Here is an 18,690-nt window from a genome sequence, read left to right as displayed (position 1 = left end):
GGATTGAAATCCGCATCCAGCGTGCCATCGGCGTTGAGCCGGGCGATGCGGTTGCGCATTTGCCCGCCCACGCTGGTGAAAGAGCCCCCCACCAACACCTTGCCATCGGGCTGCACTGCCAGGCTGAAGGCAGCATTGTTGGCATCCGGATTGAAGGCCGCATCCAGCGTGCCATCGGCGTTGAGCCGAGCGATGCGGTTGCGCGGTTGCCCGGCCAGGGTGGTGAAGTGCCCCCCCACCAGCACTTTGCCATCGGGCTGCACTGCCACGCTAAAGACAGAATGGTTGGCATTCGGATTGAAGCCCGCATCCAGCGTGCCATCGGCGTTGAGCCGGGCGATGCGGTTGCGCGCCTGCCCGCCGACGGTGGCGAACTCACCTGCGACCAGCGCCCTGCCATCGGGCTGCACAGCCACGCTAAAGACCGTAGCGCCATCCGCCCCGATGTCAAAGCCTGTATCGACCGTGCCATCCGCGTTGATGCGCGCTACGTTGTTGCGTGGTTGACCGCCCAGGGTGCTAAAACGCCCGCCCACCAGCACTTTGCCATCGGGCTGAACAGCCAGGCTAAGGACATCGTTGTCGCCCTCCAAATTCTGGAAGGCGGTGTCCAGCGTGCCGTCTGCGTTCAGCCGCGCGATATTTCGGCGTGTTTGGCCATCCACCGAATTGAAGGAGCCCCCCATCAACACCTTGCCGTCCGCCAGCACGGCCAGGCTGCGGACTACATCATCAGGACTGGCAGAAAAGGTGGCATCGAGCGTGCCATCGGCATTGAGCCGGGCCACATAGTTGCGCGGCGCTCCGCCCATGTTGCTGAAAAATCCCCCTGCCAGCACCTTGCCATCCGGCTGCACCACCAGGCTGTAAACCGGGTCGTTGGCTCCGGGGTTGAATGCGGTGTCCAGCGTGCCATTGGCATTCAGTCGCGCAATGAAATTGCGGGTTTGCCCGCGCAATTCTCTGAAATCACCACCGATCACCACCCTGCCGTCGGACTGCACCGCAAGGCTCTGGACGGGGGCATCTGCCCCCATACCGGGGTCGAACGTGGTGTCGAGCGTGCCGTTGGCATGGAGCCGGGCAATGTTGTTGCGTGATTGCCCACCAATGCTGGTGAAGTTGCCACCCACCAGGATCTTGCCGTCTGGCTGCAAGGCCAGCGTGTTGACTGCGCCGTCAGCATTCGGGTCAAAGCTGGTATCCACCGAGCCATCGGCGTTGAGCCGGGCTATGCGGTTGCGCGTCTGGCTCCCCAAAAGGGTGAACCCCCCTCCCAGCAACACTTTTCCATCGGTCTGCACCACTACGCTCAAGACCACATCGTTGGCATTGGGGTCAAACCCATCGAGCACGCTTTGCGCCGCTGCGGGCTGGGGCGCCCACAGCAGCAACAGCACCAGCGCCAACAAGGTGACCCACAACAGCCTCCAGGGCTTGGAGCGCCACACTTGCAGCATGCGCGCCAGGGTTTCAAAGAATGAAACACTGCCAGCGGCAGTTAGAAACGCAGGCAACTGCGCAGACAAAAGAGCAGGTTGAGAGTGCATGGCGAGGGGCGGCCCTGTAGGAAGGACTTTTTACCGGTTCCGAGGCAGAGGACAACGCGGCTTACCCATCTGCAGGATGGGCACAGATGGTTGCCTCAGCGTAGGCGCGAGTTTGTAACAGAATTTAACGCCCCCACACAAGCGAAATGACCGTTGGCCCGGCCGCTGTTGCAACTCCCAGACAGGGGGCTGGGGGTTTGACCGGGTGCCGCTGGCGCTTTCTTCAGCCCAAAGCCCGGCGGCGCATGCCGCCCACCCCTGCCGCACCCACTGCCGCTGCCAGAAGCGACAGCACGATCAGCCCCCATTCGCTCATCGTGGGAATCGCTGTGGCTCCCCCTGGCCCTAGCGCCAGCAAGACGGGTGCGAAGGGGTCTTCAATGACGCCCGGCGTGAGGCTGTTGTCTCCCACTCCGTTGTCTGTGACGCTGTAGGTCACCGTGTCTCCCGTGATCGTGCCGTGCGGGAACCAGGTGAATGCTGCGCCGCCCGTGGCGGGACCGTATTTGTACGGTTGCAGTCCGCTCAGGCTGCCCGCCGGGTAGTCCACGCGCACCGACAGGGTGGCGTTGTTGCAGCCTGCGCCGCTGGCGGTGAAGCTCAATACGCCCAGGGGGATGCTGGCACCCGCGGGGGCGCCTGCTGGCACGGTGGTGCCGAACTGCGCGTTCGCGATGGTGCAGCCCGCTGGGGCGCCCACTTGCACATCGGCGCTGCCGCCGCCCGGCAGGGTCATGCCAGACTGGCTCCACTGGGGAGTGGCCGTTGCCGATGTGGAGGCGCTGCTGGTGCCCGCTGCGTTGGTGGCGGTGACGGTGAAGGTGTAGGCCAAGCCATTGGTCAGCCCAGGGACCGTGCAGGTGGTGGCGGGGGCTGTGGCGGGGCAGCTTACGGTGGCTCCGCCGCCTGCGGGGGTACCGGTGACGGCATAGCTCTGGATGGGGCTGCCGCCGTTGCTCGCTGGGGCTGTCCAGGACAGGGTCACTGCGCCATTGCCTGCAACGGCGGCAAGGCCTGTGGGGGCAGATGCCGTACCTATCAGACGCATCACCGTGGTCTTACTGCTGTTGCCGTTATCCCGATACGCCACATAGGGCGTGCCGTCGGGGGCGAACGCCAGGGAATGGAAAGTCGCCACGCCCGCAGAAAACCCCGCCGTGCCCACCGCTTGCCAAGCAGTTCCGTTGAAGCGCATCACCGTGATCTTGCTGCCGTTACCATTATCCGTGTACGCCACATAGGGCGTGCCGTCGGGGGCGAACGCCAGGGACTGGTAAACCGCATCGCCCGCTGAAAACCCCGCCGTGCCCACCGTCTCCCAGGTCGCTCCGTCAAAGCGCATCACCGTCGTCCCAAAGCCGTTACCGCCATCCATGTACGCCACATAGGGCGTGCCGTCGGGGGCGAACGCCAGGGACTGGTAATCCGCAAAGCCCGCAGTAAAACCCGCCGTGCCCACCACTTGCCAGGCAGTTCCGTTCCAGCGCATCACCGTGGTCATGGAGATGTTGCTGGCATCCTGGTACGCAACATAGGGCGTACCGTCGGGGGCGAACGCCAGTGACTGGTAAGACCCTTCGCCCGCAGAAAACCCCGCCGTGCCCACCGCTTCCCAGGCAGTTCCGTCAAAGCGCATCACCGTGGTCTTGCGGCCATTGCCGGAACCCGAGTCCGCCACATAGGGCGCGCCGTCGGGGGCGAACGCCAGGGACTGGTACTGCGCATCGCCCGCAGAAAACCCCGCCGTGCCCACCACCTGCCAGGCCGTTCCGTCAAAGCGCATCACCGTGGTCTTGCGGCCGTTGCCGCGATCCCGGTACGCCACATAGGGCGTGCCGTCAGGGGCGAACGCCAGGGACTGGAACAACGCATCGCCCGCAGAAAACCCCGTCGTGCCCACCACTTGCCAGGCCGTTCCGTTGAAGCGCGTCACCGTGGTCTTAAGACTGTTGCCGTAATCCTGGTACGCCACATAGGGCGTGCCGTCGGGGGCGAACGCCAGGGACTGGAAATTCGCACCGGCCGCAGAAAACCCCGCCGTGCCTACCGCTTCCCAAGCAGGGTTGTTGTAGGCCGTCATGGCTTGGGTCGTGAAGCTGGCACTGGCCGTGTCTGTGCCGTTGGTGGCGCACACGGTGTAGGCCTGCGACTGCACCAGGCGGCGCACGGTGTAGTCGCTGTTGGTGTTGGCAGCCAGTGCCAGGCTGCCCTTGCTGTATGCAGCAGCGCCTGCGCCGTCCAATCCAGCCTGGGTTTGGGCTGCACTGCCGCAGCTGCCGGACTGCAGCAGCACCCAAGATCCCGTGCCAGCACTGGAGGAGTTGAGCGTGAGTGTGGCCATGCCTGCCGAGACGCTGGTGGGCGTGACGGTGATGGCTGCATGCGCAGCACTGCCCAGCAGGGCTGCCGCCCATGCGGCTATGGGCAGTGCGCGTCGAATCAGGGGGTAAACAGACAGAAGAGCAGGTTGAGCGTGCATGGCGAGAGGCGGTACTGTACGTGTACGGTGGATTTGTCTACCAGCACCGAGGCGGAGGGCCGCGCTGGCCTCTGGAGGATGTGCGCAGATCGACGCGGGTCGCACGCCCACACGTCGTGGCTTCGGTGAAGTCGCGGGGGTTGTAACAGAACTTAACCACATCGTCATCAAAAAAAAGAGCGCTGGCCCGGCCGTTGCTGCGATTCGTGGACAGGAGTGGAGGCTTTGACCGAACAGCCGATACGTGCTCCTGACCTGTGCCCTGTGACTGCAGCGCCGCGGGCAGCACACGCTGACCGGCGATACTGGCCCCTGACTCCCTGTCGCCTTCCAGCCACCTTCCAGCCACCCCATGCCTCCCATCGCCGTCATCGACTTTGAAACCACCGGCATCTCGCCCGGCCAGGGCGCGCGTGCGACCGAGGTGGCGATCGTGCTGCTCGAAAAAGGCCAGGTGGTGGACCGGTTCCAGAGCCTGATGAAAACCGGGGTGTGGATTCCGTCCTTCATCACCCAGCTCACTGGCATCACCAACGCGATGGTCAACGCTGCGCCCGATGCGGGGCAAGTAATGCAGGACGCCGCGCGTTTTGTGGGCAACGCGCCCATGGTGGCGCACAACGCATCGTTCGACAGCAAGTTCTGGCAGGCCGAGCTGGCGCACGCCGACCTGCCCGCACCCCACCCGTTTGCGTGCACGGTGCTGTTGTCGCGGCGGCTGTACCCGCAGGCGCCCAGCCACAAGTTGGGTACGCTGGTGGACTACCACGGCCTGCCGCGCACGGGCCAGGCCCACCGCGCGTTGGCCGATGCTGAGATGGCAGCCGCGCTGCTGGCGCGCATGCAGCACGACCTGCGCACTCGCTGGCGTGTGGCCGAGCCGAGCTATGCGCTGCTGCAAACGCTGCAGCGCTGCGCCAAGCCCAAGGTGGGGGCGCTGCTGGCGCAGCATGCGGTGGTGACAGAGCACTGCGCTGTTGGTCTCTGAGCCGAGTCGCCGGTTACTACCAAAAATATAGCTACTAGCGCTTGATAGATAAGCGCTAGAGGCACTTTTGACTCATATTTTCTGCAGAATCCCGGCATACTCGCGGCTGGCACTGTGTGGGAACCCTATCGAGCAGCTGCCAAAACAATACGCACATCACGACCCCCGATGAAAGGCTTTGCCATGTTGTTTCTCGTTCTTGGATTGGTGCTGTTTCTGGGCGTGCACTCGGTGCGCATCGTGGCCGATGGCTGGCGCACGCAGACCTTGGCGCGCATGGGCGAGATGTCGTGGAAGGGGTTGTATTCGCTGGTGTCGGCCGTGGGCCTGGCGCTCATCATTTGGGGCTATGGCCTGGCGCGGCAGCAGCCGGTGGTGTTGTGGGTGCCACCCATCGGCATGCGGCATGCTGCGGCGCTGCTCACGTTGATTGCGTTTGTGCTGCTGGCCGCCACCTATGTGCCGCGCAATGCCATCAAGGCCCGGCTGCACCACCCCATGGTGCTGGGCGTAAAGGTGTGGGCGCTGGCGCATTTGCTGTCCAACGGCAACCTGGCTGACGTGGTGCTGTTTGGCAGCTTTTTGCTGTGGGCGGTGCTGAGCTTTCGGGCTGCGCGCCAGCGCGACCGGGCGCAGAACACCGTCTACGCACCGGGCACTGCTGCAGGAACGGTTGCAGCTGTAGTTGTGGGCGCTGTGGCCTGGGTGGCCTTTGCGTTCTGGGCCCATGCCTGGCTGATCGGCGTGGCGCCCATGGGGCGGTAGGGACTTGGCGGAGTGCTGCGGGAGCAAATCCCGGAGAATCCGCGCTTTCCTTTTTCTGTTTTTTGCTGTTTCACCCCCCTGTCTTTCTGACAAAGAGCCTTCTGCATGACCGACGCGACCACATCCACCATCACCCCTCCACCCCTGCCTGACCACCTGTCGGTGGACCCGCGCAGCCCACACCATGTGGCCGAGGTGTTCAAGCACGACATTGGCATCCGCTTCAACGGCAAGGACCGCAGCGATGTCGAGGAATACTGCGTCAGCGAAGGCTGGGTGAAGGTGCCAGCGGGCAAGACGGTGGACCGCAAGGGCCAGCCGCTGATGATCAAGCTCAAGGGCAAGGTCGAGGCTTTCTACAAATAACGCGTGGCCGCTGAACCCGCCCACTGGCTGGTCTATTGCGACGGCAGTGCGGTGCCCAACCCCGGGCGCATGGGGCTGGGCGCGGTGCTGGTGGGGCCTGACGGCTCGGTGCAACACCGTATCTCCGAAGCGACCAACTTCACCGGCTGCAACAACGAGGCCGAACTGCTCGCGCTGCTGCGAGCGCTGCAGTGGCTGGAAACCCAGGTGGTGGCGACGGCATCCACCGTGCAGGTGGTCAGCGACAGCAGCGTGCTGGTGGAGCAACTGGGCGCACAAGCCGTGGCTCCCATCGCGCGGCTGGCACCGCTGTTTGACGAGGCGCGCCGTGTGCTGCAGCGGTTTGCACAGGTGGACCTGCAATGGGTTCCCCGCCACCGCAATGGGGCGGCCGATGCGCTGGCGCGTGCCGCGCTGGGTCTGGCGCCCAAAGGGGCCCTTCCATCCGGTCAGGTCATCAGAAAGCGTCGTTAGGGACAACGCGGCACAGCGCGATTCCACAGGATCGCACAGAATTACGCGGGATCGAGCCCCATCGCTGCCCGGTACGCCGCAATGCGCGGCCACAGGTTCTGCCGCCGCGCCAGGCTGGCGGCCGGCCACAGAGCTTCGCGGTCGTAAAACTCGGGCACTGCGGGCGTGCCGGGGGGCAGCACCACCCAGGGCTGTTTGGACGCGGTGAAGATGTGCACATCGGGCGGCAGTTGGTCGGGCGCATCGAGCGTGCCCACACGCACAAACGCCACCAGCGGCCCCGCGCCCGCATAGTGGCTCCACAGCGCCACCCGGCAATGCGGGCAGCGCGCCACCTTCTGGCCAAAGCCGCTTTCTGAAGGGGTGTCGACCAGCTCCACCGTACCCGTCACCGAGCTCACCCGGTCCGCTTCGATCATGGCGTTCAGTGCAAACGACGCACCGCTTTCGCGCTGGCACCAGCGGCAGTGGCAGCAGTGCACAAACAGGGGCGCCGTCTCCATGCGATAGCGCACATGGCGGCAGGCGCAGCCGCCTTCGAGCGGAAAATCCAGTTCAGGGTTTGGCATGGTCGATGGACGTTGATGGAGAGGTGTCGAATCATTTTGGCGACAGCACAGCCGTTGCGCCAGCGGTATCGCCCAGTGCTGCCGCTCTTGTATGCAGCAGTGCCTTTTCTTGCGCGTTGCGCGTCATGCCTGCGGCCCGTTCCAACTCCGCGCGGGCTTCGCTCTGGCGCCCCAGCTTGGCCAGCAGATCGCCGCGCACACTGGGCAGCCAGTGGTACTGGTGCAGGCTGGGTTCTGCCGCTAGTTCGTCCACCAGGGCCAGCGCCGCTTGAGGCCCCAGGGCCATGCCCACAGCCACAGCGCGGTTGAGCGCCACCACGGGGGAGGGCGCCACCTGCAGCAGCGCGTCGTACAGCGCCACGATGTGGTGCCAGTCGGTGTCTTGTGCGCGGTGCGCGCGCGCATGGCAGGCCGCAATCGCACCCTGCAGCGCATAGGGCCCCCAGGCATGGCCTGCGCGCGCCAGCTGCTCGGCCTTGTCGAGGGCGGCCAGCCCCCGGCGCACCAGCAGGTGGTCCCACCGCGCGCGGTCCTGGTCCATCAGCAGCACGGGCTGGCCCTGCGCGTTGGTGCGTGCGGGCAGGCGCGAGGCCTGGATTTCGAGCAGCGCCACCAGTCCCTGCACCTCGGGCTCGTCCGGCACCAGGCTGGCCAGCACGCGCACCAGGCGCTGAGCCTCGCCGCACAGCGCGGGGCGCATCCAGTCGTCGCCTGCAGTGGCGGCGTAGCCTTCGTTGAAGATGAGGTAAATCACCTCCAGAACCGAGCCCAGTCGCGGGGCACGCTCGGGCGTACCCGGCACTTCAAACGGCACGTGGGCGGCCGACAGGCTGCGTTTGGCTCGCACGATGCGCTGGGCAATGGTGGGCTCGGGCACCAGAAAGGCCCGCGCGATCTCGGCGGTGGTGAGGCCACCCAACAGCCGCAGCGTGAGGGCCACGCGCGCCTCGGTGGGCAGCACGGGGTGACAGGCGGTGAAGATGAGGCGCAGCAAATCGTCGCCAATGTCGTCCTGCTGCGCATCCATGAGGGTGTCCACCACGTCGGGGGCGTACTGGGCTTCGAGCGCATCCAGGTCGCGGCCCAGCGCCTCGTTCTCGCGCGTGTGCAGCGCCCGCTGGCGCAGGTGGTCGATGGCGCGGCGCTTGGCCGTGGTCATCAGCCACGCGGCCGGGTTGGCGGGCAGGCCGGTGGCGGGCCAGTGCTCCAGCGCCGCCACCAGCGCGTCCTGCGCCAGCTCTTCGGCGCGGCCCACATCACGCGTCATGCGCGCCACGCTGGCGATGATGCGCGCGGCCTCGATGCGCCACACCGAGTCGATGGTGCGGTGCAAGGCATCGCGGTCAGGCAGGGCAGCGGCGTTCACAGAGTTCAGTCGGTGCTTCTCAGCCCAGGGCCTTGCTGGCGTCTTGCATGTGCACAAACTCCCAGGCGTGGCCGTCCAGGTCGTCAAACGACTGCGAGTACATGAAGCCCAGGTCCTGCGCCGGGCGCAGCGTGATGCCGCCTGCGGCCACAGCCTTGGCCACCAGCGCATCGACCTCTTCGCGGCTGTCACACGAGAAGCAGACCAGCACCTCCGACATGGTGCGTGCATCGGCAATCGCTTTGCTGGTGAAGGTTTGGTAGAAGTCCTTGACCAGCAGCATCACGAACAGGTTCTCACCCACCACCAGGCAGGCGCCCTGGTCGTTGGTGAAATCGGGATTGAAGTCATAGCCCAGCGCCCGAAAGAACGCCTGCGACCGGGCCATGTTCTCGATGGGCAGGTTCACGAAGATTTGCTTGTGCATGGAAAGCTCCTGAAGGGGTGAAACGGTAAAGGGAAAACCGGGGTTTGGCAAAAGACGTTGCGGCTCAGTCTGCTGGCTTTTGCGCCACGGTCTGCAGATTGGCCAGCCCGTCTTCAAAGTCCTGCCCCACCATGCGGTCCATGTTGAAAGCCAGGTGCGCGATCTTGGCGAGATACGGCACCGGGCCGTGCATGGCCCAGGTGACGCGCGTGGCGCCTGCGCCTTCAGGCTGCAGCGTGAATTCCACCTGGTTGTGGGCTTCAAACGGGGCCACAAAGTCAAGCTTCATCGCCACCCGCGCCGGTGCCGTGGCGTCCACAATTTCCATGCTGCCGGTGCCCACCTTGTTGCCCTGCCACGCATAGCGCGCCCCAGGGCCTGTGGTGGTGGCGCTGTACTGGCCCTTGGCGGCGGGGTCTTTGCGTTCGTACGGGTTCCAGGTGTTGAACTGGCGCAGGTCGTGGATGAGCCCGTACACGCGCTCGGGCGGGGCGGAGATGACGCGGCTGCGTTCTACGCGAAAGGTGTCGGGCCGGGTGGCGGCAAAGGCCAGGAAGAGCCCCAGCGCCGCCAGCAGCACGAGAGCAATGGTCTTGATCATGGTGGTGTGTCCTCAACCGTCAAATGAATGCGGCGATCACCCGCGCATGGCTTCGAGGTCGCGAAAATTCTCCACCCCTTCGACGCCCGCAAAGTCCTCCATCTCGAACAGCTGGCGCACTTCGATCTCGGCGTCCAGCCCCTCGCCGCGCGGGTTAGGGAAACGGCGCGTCCATTCCAGCGCTTCATCGCGGCTGCGCACCTGGATCAGGGTGTAGCCCGCGATGAGTTCCTTGGTTTCGGTAAACGGCCCGTCGGTCACGGTGCGGCCACTACCGCTGTAGCGCACGCGCCAGCCTTGTGAGGTGGGTTTGAGACCGCTGCCGTCCAGCAGCACGCCCGCATGGGCGAGTTCCTCGTGGTAGCGGGCCATCTCGGCCATGAGGGGAGCGGTGGGCATGCAGCCTTGCTCGGATTCGGCCGTAGCTTTGACGATGATCATGAATCGCATGGGGGTTCTCCAAAAAACGAATAGCGGATAAACAAAAGCGCCCGAATTGAGTGCCTTTGCCTGTACGACGAACGGGCCGCCAGCTTTTCGACATCGCCTACTCAAATTCAGGGTAAACACTGGTCACTGAGGCCATGTTTTTTGCCGCCGCCCTCGCAACGGGCTCGCACGGTTGCGTGCGTAAGACATTGCAATCGCAGTGATTGCGCCCAGGCTGGCCCAGATAATCCGCCCCCTCAGGTCTCCGCTCCCCTTCCCGTACCGCCCATACCCCCATGAATCACCTCAAATCCGCTGGTGCGAGAGCCTGGCTGGCCACAGCCTGCTTGGTAGCCTGCAGCGTTGCAGGCGCCGGTACGGCAACACCCGCCGAACCGCCCCTTACCAATAAGCCCACGACCGATACCCGTCCGCCCGCACCAGCGTTCTCTCGCCCGTCGATGGCCGAGGTCAACTCTCCCGCCGTTCTGCGGGCGTACCTGCGTACCAAAGATGAAGTGCGTGGCAGCCGCTACGCACGTCGCACAAACCATTTCTGCTTTGTCAAACAGGCACCGAGAGCGGGGTTGGACGGTGACACGGCCAGCATCTGGATGATCTGGCACGAGGGCGGGGAGATTCTGAACAGCGCTGGCAGCGCTGCCACCGGAGATGACGCGGTGTCCCTGGGGCGGTCCGAGGCGCTGGCGAAGTCGGTCAACCTGGCCACCGACGTCGTCGAATCTCCAGCGCAGATCGCTGGCAGCACCTTCCTTGTAGACCGCGCCTGGGTGGACCACATCGTGGGCGCCTGCAAAAAAACCGGCCATACCGTGACCATCAAACCCGCCACAAAAAAAGCCCTCTGAGAACAAGCCCTCTGAAGAGGAGCCCACCGGAATTCAGCAAAAGGACAGAACTGTGCCGAGCGCACCTCTCAAATACACCAGCAACATGCTTGCTCCCAGCGCGATCACGCTGGTGGAAGGCAACACCCTCAGGCTCAAGCTCGAGGGAATCCCCAAAGTCAACGTTTTACAGGCCAGGGTGGACCAGAAGCACATCGTGGCTTTAAACGACACCAAACACACCGCGCGAGCCGACAGCTGGCAGTTCGAGTTCGTAGCCAAACAGGCAGGCTCGGCACGTATGGCCGTTGCATCAGCCCAAGGGCCAGCGCTGTCGGTTTCTCCATCGGCCATCACGATCAACGTGGAGGCAGCCATTGCGTTGCCGCCCATCGATACTGAGCTGGGAATGCTAGTGCGCCTGCTTCTGGCAGAAAGCCCATCGCCCGAACGCATGGGAAGCGCAACGGCGGCGGACGTGAAGAAGGGCATGCAATGGATGCGCCGCGTCATCGCCAACCGGCTGAACAGCGACAAGCCTGAAGAGTTCATGGCCAAGGGCGCCACAGGCCTTGGCGACATCATCATGGCCGATGACCGGGGCTCAGTCCAGTTTCATGGTTTCAACCGATACCCGAATCTGGAGGCCGGGATCGTGCGCAACATCAGCGACTCGCTGGCCATTGCGAACAATGGAACACACCCCAAGCGAGCCGATTACACGCAATTTATCCAGAGCGCGATAGACGTTGCCAGTGAAGCCTTGCCCCTCGATCCCTCGCCAACTGGCCTGTTTGCCTGGAGGTCAAAAGGTGCCAGCTCGCCTGGGCCTGAATTCAGGCTGTTTGCCATCGCTGCAGGCAACGACTTCTACACGCACGTGCGGCTCAAAAAGAAGGACTGACTGCGTGGGTTTGCCCGGCAGCCTCGGCTGCTGTGCGCACCAAGCCCTCGGTAACGAAGACCCAGGACTTCGCCGCAGATGTGGGCTTGTTCTGTGTGGGTCGACGTACCCTTCACGCTGGCTGGGGTTTCACCAACCCAGCGAACCCATTGGCTCGGGATAAGGGTTTTCACTGAAAAGATGCGGCCCGTGCGCCGCGATGTGTGGGACATTTGCACCGTGTGCAAATCGTTACGGGCAACCGGCAGCTGCGTCGCTAGCATGCCGCGCAGAGGGAACCGTACAACCGATGCACAACGAGAACAATCCGCAGGCCCCGTGGCTAGCCCACATTCCACTCGACGCTCGCCACCAGCAAACGGCGCATGTCATCGTCCACCCCGGGCGGGCCATAGTGCCGCCTGAAGGTCTGCGCGGGCTGCTGCGCTTTGACCCAGATGGCCAGGGGGGCTGGGTGGGCGCCGCACAGGCAGATGACGGCCGCTGGGGCTATGTGGACGGCGAGGGGCACTGGCGCGTGCCGCCCACGTTGCAGAACACCCGCAGCTTTTCGGACGAAGGCCTGGGCCGCTTTTGCCAGGCCGGGCGTTGGGGGTTTGTGGACGTGGCGGGCACGGTGGTGATTGCACCTGCCTTTGCCGACGCGCGTCCGTTTCGCAACGGCCTCAGCGCAGTGCTGGTGGGCGACGAGGACTTGGCGGCACGCCACCCGGACCAGGTGGGCTGGCGCATCATCGACCGCGAGGGGCGCTTTACCTGCCCCGGCTTCTTTCACGACATCAGCGTATTCAGTGGCAACGGCCTGGCACGCGCCACGCTATGGAACAAAAGCAGCAACCAGCGCCTGCAGGGGTTTGTGAATTCCACAGGGCAGTGGGTGATCGAGCCGCGCTTTCGGCGGGTACTGCCCTTTGGCGATGCGCCTGTCACGGCAGCGTCGTTGGACGGCGAGCGTTTTGGGCTCATCGACGCACGCGGGCAGTGGGTGCTGGAGCCGCGCTACCCGCGCATCGAGGCCTTCAACACCCAGGGCCTGGCGTATTTTGACGAGACCAACGCCTGGGACAACGGCCACGGCTACCTGGATGTGCGCGGCAAGGTGGTGGTCAAAGGCGGTCGGCATCTGTCGCCCTACATGGCCTGTGGCATAGCGGCGAACTGCTATGCGGGCACCCGTTACCTCAACGCGCAAGGGGAGGCCGTGGCAGGGCCGCGGCTGAGCTTCGGCTCGCACTTTTTCCCGCAGGCCGGTTTTGCCGTGGTGCGCACAGCGGCTGCGTCCTCGGGCCGAGCTGCGCCTGCCCCGGATGCGCCCGCAGGCGCCTGGGGCTTGCTGCACCCGGACGGCCGCTGGGTCCCCGCGCCCGACCACATGCTGGAGCCACTGACCAACCTCGACGGCTGGCTGGTAGGCCCGCAGACCGGCACGCCGCTGGTGCCGTTTTTGACCCGCGACGGACAGCTGGCCTACATCGATGGCGAGGGCACCGTGGTCTGGCGCGCCCACTACGACGGCCAGCAGGTGGCGCTGCTGGACGCCCGCGACGAGCCCCTGTGGCGCAGCGCCGTGCGTGAAGACTGCTGGCCGCCGGGGCCGTTTTTTAATGCTCCCGCCACCGACCACCTGCAGGGCGGCCTGTCCACGCTGGACGGCATCGTGCCGCTGGCCGCCCAACTGCTGGCAGACGCCGAGACCCGTCTGCACCACCTGGCCGCAGGCGACACCCTGGCGCCTGATGAGGGGGGCGACTCGGATGGGGACGACGATGAAGAGGACGACGACAGTGCCGACCCTGAGCAGGTGCAGGCCCGCCGCACGGTGGTCGTGCGCCGCATCATGCGCGCCTACCTCAGTGAGTCGCACAACGGGCCCTACGAATTTTTGTGCACCGAACTCAACCAGGTGGTGGACACCACGCGCGCTGCGCTGCTGCAGCGCCTGAGCGTGCGCTTTGGCACGCCCGACCCCAACCCCGAGCACGCCGCCCCCGGGCACCTGCAGGGCGACTACACCCAGGGCTGGCCCGTGGCGCTGGCCAAGCCCTTGCCAGGCGACAGCGGGGCGCTGCACGAGTCGCGCGAGCAGTGGCTTACGCTGTACAAACACTCAGACGCGGGCGACGGCGACGTGTGGTGGGAGCTGTGGCTGATGGCCGCGCCCAGCGTGGACGCGCTGGAAATGGCACAGCGTGCGCGCCGCCAGGCGAGTGCAGCGGGTGGCCGCAACGGATTTGCTGCATCAGCGCCCCAGCCCATACCGCAAACCGACCCCGAAGACGGTGTTGCGCCCGACCCCGCACCGGGTACCGAACGGCCCACGCCCCAGACCCGCGAAGAGTGGATGGAAGCCGTGCGCGCAGACCGCTACGCCATTGCCCACGTCCCAGCCCCGTGGCTGGACGAAGCCATGGTGGACGCCGCGCTGGCTGCAAACGTGGAGGCTCTGGCCCATGTGCCGCCCGCCTGGCATACGCCCGAGCGGCTTGCGGCGCTGATCCGCCGGGGCGCGCGCGAGGCGGCCAATATTCCGCCCCAGTGCATGACCACCGAAGGGCTGGCCCTGGCACGGTCGCTGTACGCGGGCGACCGCGATTGGGACTGGCGCGACGAAAGCCGCAGCCAGATCCCGACAAAGTGGGACCACAACAGCCTGTACGACGTGTGGGGCTGTCTGCTCACCCCCGCGCTGGCCCTGAAAGCCGTGCGCGCCGAAGCCCCACTCAAGGACCTGGCCCACTGGCTGCGCACCGAGGCGGTGGAACAGGCCGCGCTGCAGGCCGACATCTACAACATCAGCTACATCGACAAAAGCAAAATCACCCCCGCACTGGCCGAGCGCGCGGTGCGCCATGACTACGGCTGCCTGATTGAAGAAATTCCGCCCGACATGCTGACGCCAGCGCTGTGCCTGGCCTCGGTGCACACCAACGGCATGTCGCTGGAAAAGATCCCCGAGCCCCTGCGCAGCGTGGACGTTTGCGTGGCCGCGCTGCAAGAGCAATGGAACATGCTGCCCGCCGTGCCCGCGCCACTGCGCGCCGAGGTGACCACCCGGCTGATTGACGACGACCTGGCCCAGGCCCGCCGCGATGGCGAGCCGCGCGAAGGCAGCCACTGGCACGCGCAGCGCGCTTGGGCGCGTTTATGGGTAGCCGACTGGAACGGCGCCATTGCCGATGCCACGCTAGCGCTTGATCAGGTGCGCTACGCGCAGCACCCGCACTACGTGCTTGCCAGCGCCTACCGCGCGTTGGGCCGCGAACGCGAGGCAGCGCTGGAGGCATCCACCGTGCTGTCGCTGCAGTCGCCCTACACCGCGCAGTGGGACGATGCCGAAGACACGCAATGGCTGCAGGAGCTGGCCGAGCGCCAGGTCGCTGCGGCGGACGACGACGCGCTGCTGGAGCAATTGCAGACCCACCCGCGCACGCTGGCCGACATCCCGCGCGAACGCATCACGCACGCCATGGCGGGCGCCGCGCTGGCGGCTGACGAATCCGCCGTGGAGTTTGTGCCCAAGCGCCTGATGACCCCCGCCCGCTATGCCACCGCCGTGCGTCAAGGGGTGAAGGAGTTTGCCCAGGTGCCCGCCGACATGCTGAGCGAAGAAGCCTGCATTGCCCATGTGCAGGACAACGGCTGGCACCTGCGCCACGTGCCCGAGGCGCTGCGCACGGCGGCGGTGTGCGCGCACGCCATCCGCCGCAGCCCAAGCGCCATCGAGCTGGTGCCCGCGGCGCTGTTGGATGAAGCCAAGGATGCCGAAGCCCGCCTGCCACGCGATGAAGACGACGACGACGCTGACTCGGGCCGCAGTACAGGCCGCACTGCGAACGGATGGCTGATGCGCCAACTGCTGAAATCGACCCAGCAACGCCATGCCAGCGCCACCAGCAGACTGAAGCACAAGGGCGTGATGGCGGCATGGATGGTGCAGACAGCGCTGGGCGCCAAGTCGCAGACCCCGCCCACGCTGTGGGGCCCGGCGGGCTGGCTGGAGCAGCGGCCCGTGATAGCCCTGGCGCTGCACTGGCTGCTGGGCGTGGCAGCGCTGGTGGCGCATGCTTTTGTGTCAGTGGGCGCTTGGCGCGCCGAAGGCCCCTGGGTGGGGCTGGGCACATTTGCGCTGATGGGTTTTGCCGACGCGTACTGGGCGTGGAGATTTGCACTGTCTACGCCGCACGCGCCCGCGCTGGCAGCGGCCGCGATGCTGGTGGTGGCGTATGCGTTTGGCTGGCGATGGCTGTACGCGCGCATTGGCCGCGTCTACGCCGCGCGGCTGGGCCAGTAAGCGCAGGGCGAGGGCTGAGCGGCCCTCCTTCCCTCTTGCCCTTCCGCCCTTTGCACGTCCTCACCGGGGTGAGTCAGTCGACCGCGCCGTGATAGCAGGGCGCCACTTCGCGCACCTCGATGGTGGCCCACTCGGCGGCCGGGCAGTCGCGGGCGATGGCCAGCGCCTCGTCACGCGTGGCACAGTCCAGCAGAAAGAATCCGCCCACCATTTCTTTCGTCTCGGCAAACGGGCCATCGACCAGCCGGGCCTGGCCCTCGCGCACCTGCAGGCGCACGGCCTGGTCGGTGGAGGCCAGCGATTCGGTGGCACGCAGCAAGCCGCGGGCCTTGAGCCCGTCACCAAACTGCAGCATGCGCGCATAGCCCTCTTGTCCACCCACCAGCCCCCGCTCAGCACGCTGTCCGTGGGGTTCCATGATGAGCAGCATGTAGGGCATGACAGGGTCTCCTGGTGAAGCGAACGGGGTGGTGGCACGGCGAAAAGCGCCATCCTACCAGCAGAAATTACTATAAATTTAATAGCTATTGGCGCTTATTCATCAAGCGCTAGAGGCACTTTTTGCATAAATCATTGCGCACTGCAGCAAGCCTGTGCTATCTTCAGCCTCCTATGCAACGCAGCATGCTCCTACCCACCCTATCGCTAAGCCTACTAGTGCTTGGCCGGGGTCTGCCTGCGTTCGCCACCGTTGCCTGATCCGCTCAGCGCAACACCTGATCTCCCCCTGACCCCGGCCCGCGAACCAGCCTTTGCACATGCAAAGGGCTGCAGGGGATGTCACACGTTTTGTCTTCTTCATTTCGTTTGACCTGCAGTGCAACGCCTCACATTGCGCGCACTGCACACCGTTCGTGGAGCCTCTCATGATTGCCAAGCCCGCTACCAAGTACCAGCCCATCGCCCCGGTCCCACTCACCGACCGCCAGTGGCCCAACCGCAGCATCACCCGCGCGCCGGTGTGGCTCTCCACCGACCTGCGCGACGGCAACCAGGCGCTGTTCGAGCCGATGAACGGCGAGCGCAAGATGAAGCTCTTTGAGGAGCTGGTGCGCATCGGCTTCAAGGAGATCGAGGTCGGCTTTCCGGCCGCATCGCAGACCGACTTTGACTTCGTGCGCCGCCTCATCGACGAGGACCTGATCCCCGACGACGTGACCATCATGGTCATGACCCAGTCGCGCGAGGACCTGATCGCTCGAACTGTCGAAGCAGTGAAAGATGCGCCCCGCGCCATCGTGCACCTGTACAACGCCACCGCGCCCGCATGGCGGCGCATCGTGTTCGGCATGAACGTAACGCAGGTGATGCAGCTCATCGCGCACCACGTGGGCTACCTCAAGCAACTCACAGACGCGCAGCCCGCCACGCAGTGGACGCTGCAGTACTCGCCCGAAACCTTCAGCGCCACCGAACTCGACGTGTCGCTCAAGGCCTGCCAGACGGCCATCGCGGCCTGGAACGCCGGCCCCGGCCGCCCCATCATCATCAACCTGCCCACCACGGTGGAGAACGCCACGCCCAATGTGTTCGCCGACCAGATCGAGTGGATGGACCGGCGCCTCGCCCCCCGCGAGCACATCGTGCTGTCGGTGCACCCGCACAACGACCGCGGCACCGGCGTGGCCGCAGCAGAGCTGGCGATGATGGCCGGCGCCGACCGCGTGGAAGGCTGCCTCTTTGGCAATGGCGAGCGCTGCGGCAACGTGGACATCGTGACGTTGGCGCTCAACATGTACACGCAGGGCGTGCACCCGAACCTCGATTTTTCGGACATCACCTCGGTGGCGCGCATTGCCGAGGAATGCACCTCGCTGCCCGTGCACCCGCGCCACCCCTATGCAGGCGACCTGGTGTTCACCGCGTTCTCCGGCTCGCACCAGGACGCGATCAAAAAAGGCTTTGCCGCGCAGGACCCGAACGCGCTGTGGGAAGTGCCGTATTTGCCCATCGACCCGGCGGACCTGGGCCGCACCTACGACAGCGTGATCCGCGTGAACAGCCAATCGGGCAAGGGCGGCATCGCGTTTTTGCTGGAGCGTGAACACGGCGTGGTGATGCCGCGCCGCATGCAGGTCGAATTCAGCGCCGTGGTGCAGCGCCAGACGGACGCGAGCGAAGGCGAGATGAGCGGCGAGGCGCTGTGGGACCTGTTCCAGCGCACCTACCTGCGTGCCCCGGCCCAGGCGGCCATCACCTGCCACAGCCACAAGCTCGATGAAGACGGACAGGGCATTGAGCTGGACGTGACCATCGACGGCACACGCCAGCATTTGCGCGGCCAGGGCAACGGGCCGATTGCCGCCACGGTGGATGCTCTCGGCCTGCCGCTGCGCGTGGACCACTACGAAGAACGCTCCACCGGCACTGGGGCCAACGCCCAGGCGCTGGCGATTGTGGAGGCGGCTATGGACGGCGTGGCGGGCTCCACCTTTGGTGCGGGCGCGAGCCACAACATCGTGACGGCGTCGGTGCAGGCTATTGTGAGTGTGGCCAACCGGTTGGCGCTGCGGCGCCAGACAGCTGCCGAAACGGCGGCGGTGTAGCACCACAAGTGTTGTAAAAAAGATAGCTGCTAGCGCTTATTACACAAGCGCTAGCAGCATTTTTGACCAATACCCCCAGAGCAGGAA

16 protein-coding genes are annotated in these 18,690 nt (G+C 65.4%); 8 read left to right on the top strand and 8 right to left on the bottom strand.

Annotation, left to right across the window (positions count from 1 at the left end):
- A partial coding sequence (locus ACK4OE_RS01475) for a hypothetical protein (protein ID WP_409882534.1) occupies positions 1–1,550 on the bottom strand: 1,550 nt, incomplete at its 3' end.
- A gap of 223 nt (positions 1,551–1,773) precedes the next feature.
- Entirely contained in the window at positions 1,774–4,029 is a 2,256-nt protein-coding gene (locus ACK4OE_RS01470) for an IPTL-CTERM sorting domain-containing protein (protein WP_409882533.1), read from the bottom strand.
- Between the two features lie 352 nt (positions 4,030–4,381).
- Here ACK4OE_RS01470 and ACK4OE_RS01465 point away from each other — a divergent pair, with 352 nt between their 5' ends.
- The 4 genes from ACK4OE_RS01465 (at position 4,382) to ACK4OE_RS01450 (ending at position 6,622) form a co-directional block, all read left to right on the top strand.
- Positions 4,382–5,017 carry a PolC-type DNA polymerase III gene (locus tag ACK4OE_RS01465; protein ID WP_409882532.1) on the top strand — a complete coding sequence of 212 codons (636 nt, stop codon included), beginning with the start codon at positions 4,382–4,384 and terminating at the stop codon, positions 5,015–5,017.
- A gap of 183 nt (positions 5,018–5,200) precedes the next feature.
- Positions 5,201–5,782, top strand: a complete 582-nt coding sequence (locus tag ACK4OE_RS01460) for an NnrU family protein (protein ID WP_409882531.1) — start codon at positions 5,201–5,203, stop codon at positions 5,780–5,782.
- A gap of 105 nt (positions 5,783–5,887) precedes the next feature.
- Complete coding sequence (locus ACK4OE_RS01455) at positions 5,888–6,148, top strand: DUF3297 family protein (protein ID WP_409882530.1); 261 nt, start codon at positions 5,888–5,890, stop codon at positions 6,146–6,148.
- Positions 6,149–6,151: 3 nt separating this feature from the next.
- Complete coding sequence (locus tag ACK4OE_RS01450) at positions 6,152–6,622, top strand: reverse transcriptase-like protein (protein ID WP_409882529.1); 471 nt, start codon at positions 6,152–6,154, stop codon at positions 6,620–6,622.
- Between the two features lie 41 nt (positions 6,623–6,663).
- On the opposite strand, the gene ACK4OE_RS01445 is transcribed toward ACK4OE_RS01450, so the two are convergent.
- The 5 genes from ACK4OE_RS01445 to ACK4OE_RS01425 form a co-directional block, all read right to left on the bottom strand.
- Entirely contained in the window at positions 6,664–7,191 is a 528-nt protein-coding gene (locus tag ACK4OE_RS01445) for a GFA family protein (RefSeq protein ID WP_409882528.1), read from the bottom strand.
- A gap of 31 nt (positions 7,192–7,222) precedes the next feature.
- Positions 7,223–8,557 carry an RNA polymerase sigma factor gene (locus tag ACK4OE_RS01440; RefSeq protein WP_409882527.1) on the bottom strand — a complete coding sequence of 445 codons (1,335 nt, stop codon included), beginning with the start codon at positions 8,555–8,557 and terminating at the stop codon, positions 7,223–7,225.
- 19 nt (positions 8,558–8,576) lie between these two features.
- The gene (locus ACK4OE_RS01435; protein WP_409882526.1) at positions 8,577–8,984 is read right to left on the bottom strand and encodes a VOC family protein; all 408 of its coding nucleotides are present in this window, start codon (positions 8,982–8,984) and stop codon (positions 8,577–8,579) included.
- A 64-nt stretch (positions 8,985–9,048) separates the two neighbouring features.
- Positions 9,049–9,585 (bottom strand): SRPBCC family protein, encoded by a 537-nt coding sequence (locus ACK4OE_RS01430; RefSeq protein WP_409882525.1) that lies wholly within the window; start codon positions 9,583–9,585, stop codon positions 9,049–9,051.
- 36 nt (positions 9,586–9,621) lie between these two features.
- Entirely contained in the window at positions 9,622–10,035 is a 414-nt protein-coding gene (locus ACK4OE_RS01425) for a YciI family protein (protein WP_409882524.1), read from the bottom strand.
- Between the two features lie 275 nt (positions 10,036–10,310).
- Between ACK4OE_RS01425 and ACK4OE_RS01420 the strand changes: the two genes are divergently transcribed.
- The 3 genes from ACK4OE_RS01420 (at position 10,311) to ACK4OE_RS01410 (ending at position 16,057) form a co-directional block, all read left to right on the top strand.
- A complete protein-coding gene (locus ACK4OE_RS01420) occupies positions 10,311–10,883 on the top strand; it encodes a hypothetical protein (RefSeq protein ID WP_409882523.1) in 573 nt (190 codons plus the stop codon).
- A 52-nt stretch (positions 10,884–10,935) separates the two neighbouring features.
- Positions 10,936–11,766, top strand: coding sequence for a hypothetical protein (locus ACK4OE_RS01415; RefSeq protein WP_409882522.1), 831 nt, complete (start codon positions 10,936–10,938; stop codon positions 11,764–11,766).
- A gap of 289 nt (positions 11,767–12,055) precedes the next feature.
- Complete coding sequence (locus ACK4OE_RS01410) at positions 12,056–16,057, top strand: WG repeat-containing protein (RefSeq protein WP_409882520.1); 4,002 nt, start codon at positions 12,056–12,058, stop codon at positions 16,055–16,057.
- Between the two features lie 73 nt (positions 16,058–16,130).
- Here the strand turns inward: ACK4OE_RS01410 and ACK4OE_RS01405 are convergent, their stop codons facing one another.
- Entirely contained in the window at positions 16,131–16,496 is a 366-nt protein-coding gene (locus ACK4OE_RS01405; RefSeq protein WP_409882519.1) for a YciI family protein, read from the bottom strand.
- A gap of 427 nt (positions 16,497–16,923) precedes the next feature.
- On the opposite strand from ACK4OE_RS01405, the gene leuA reads away from it, so the two are divergent.
- Positions 16,924–18,603 carry a 2-isopropylmalate synthase gene (leuA, locus tag ACK4OE_RS01400; RefSeq protein WP_409882518.1) on the top strand — a complete coding sequence of 560 codons (1,680 nt, stop codon included), beginning with the start codon at positions 16,924–16,926 and terminating at the stop codon, positions 18,601–18,603.
- The last annotated feature ends 87 nt before the right edge of the window (positions 18,604–18,690 follow it).

The sequence above is a fragment of the Acidovorax sp. genome (genome assembly GCF_046314175.1).
Lineage (GTDB): Bacteria > Pseudomonadota > Gammaproteobacteria > Burkholderiales > Burkholderiaceae_C > Acidovorax.
This window is presented reverse-complemented; position numbering and strand designations above follow the sequence as displayed.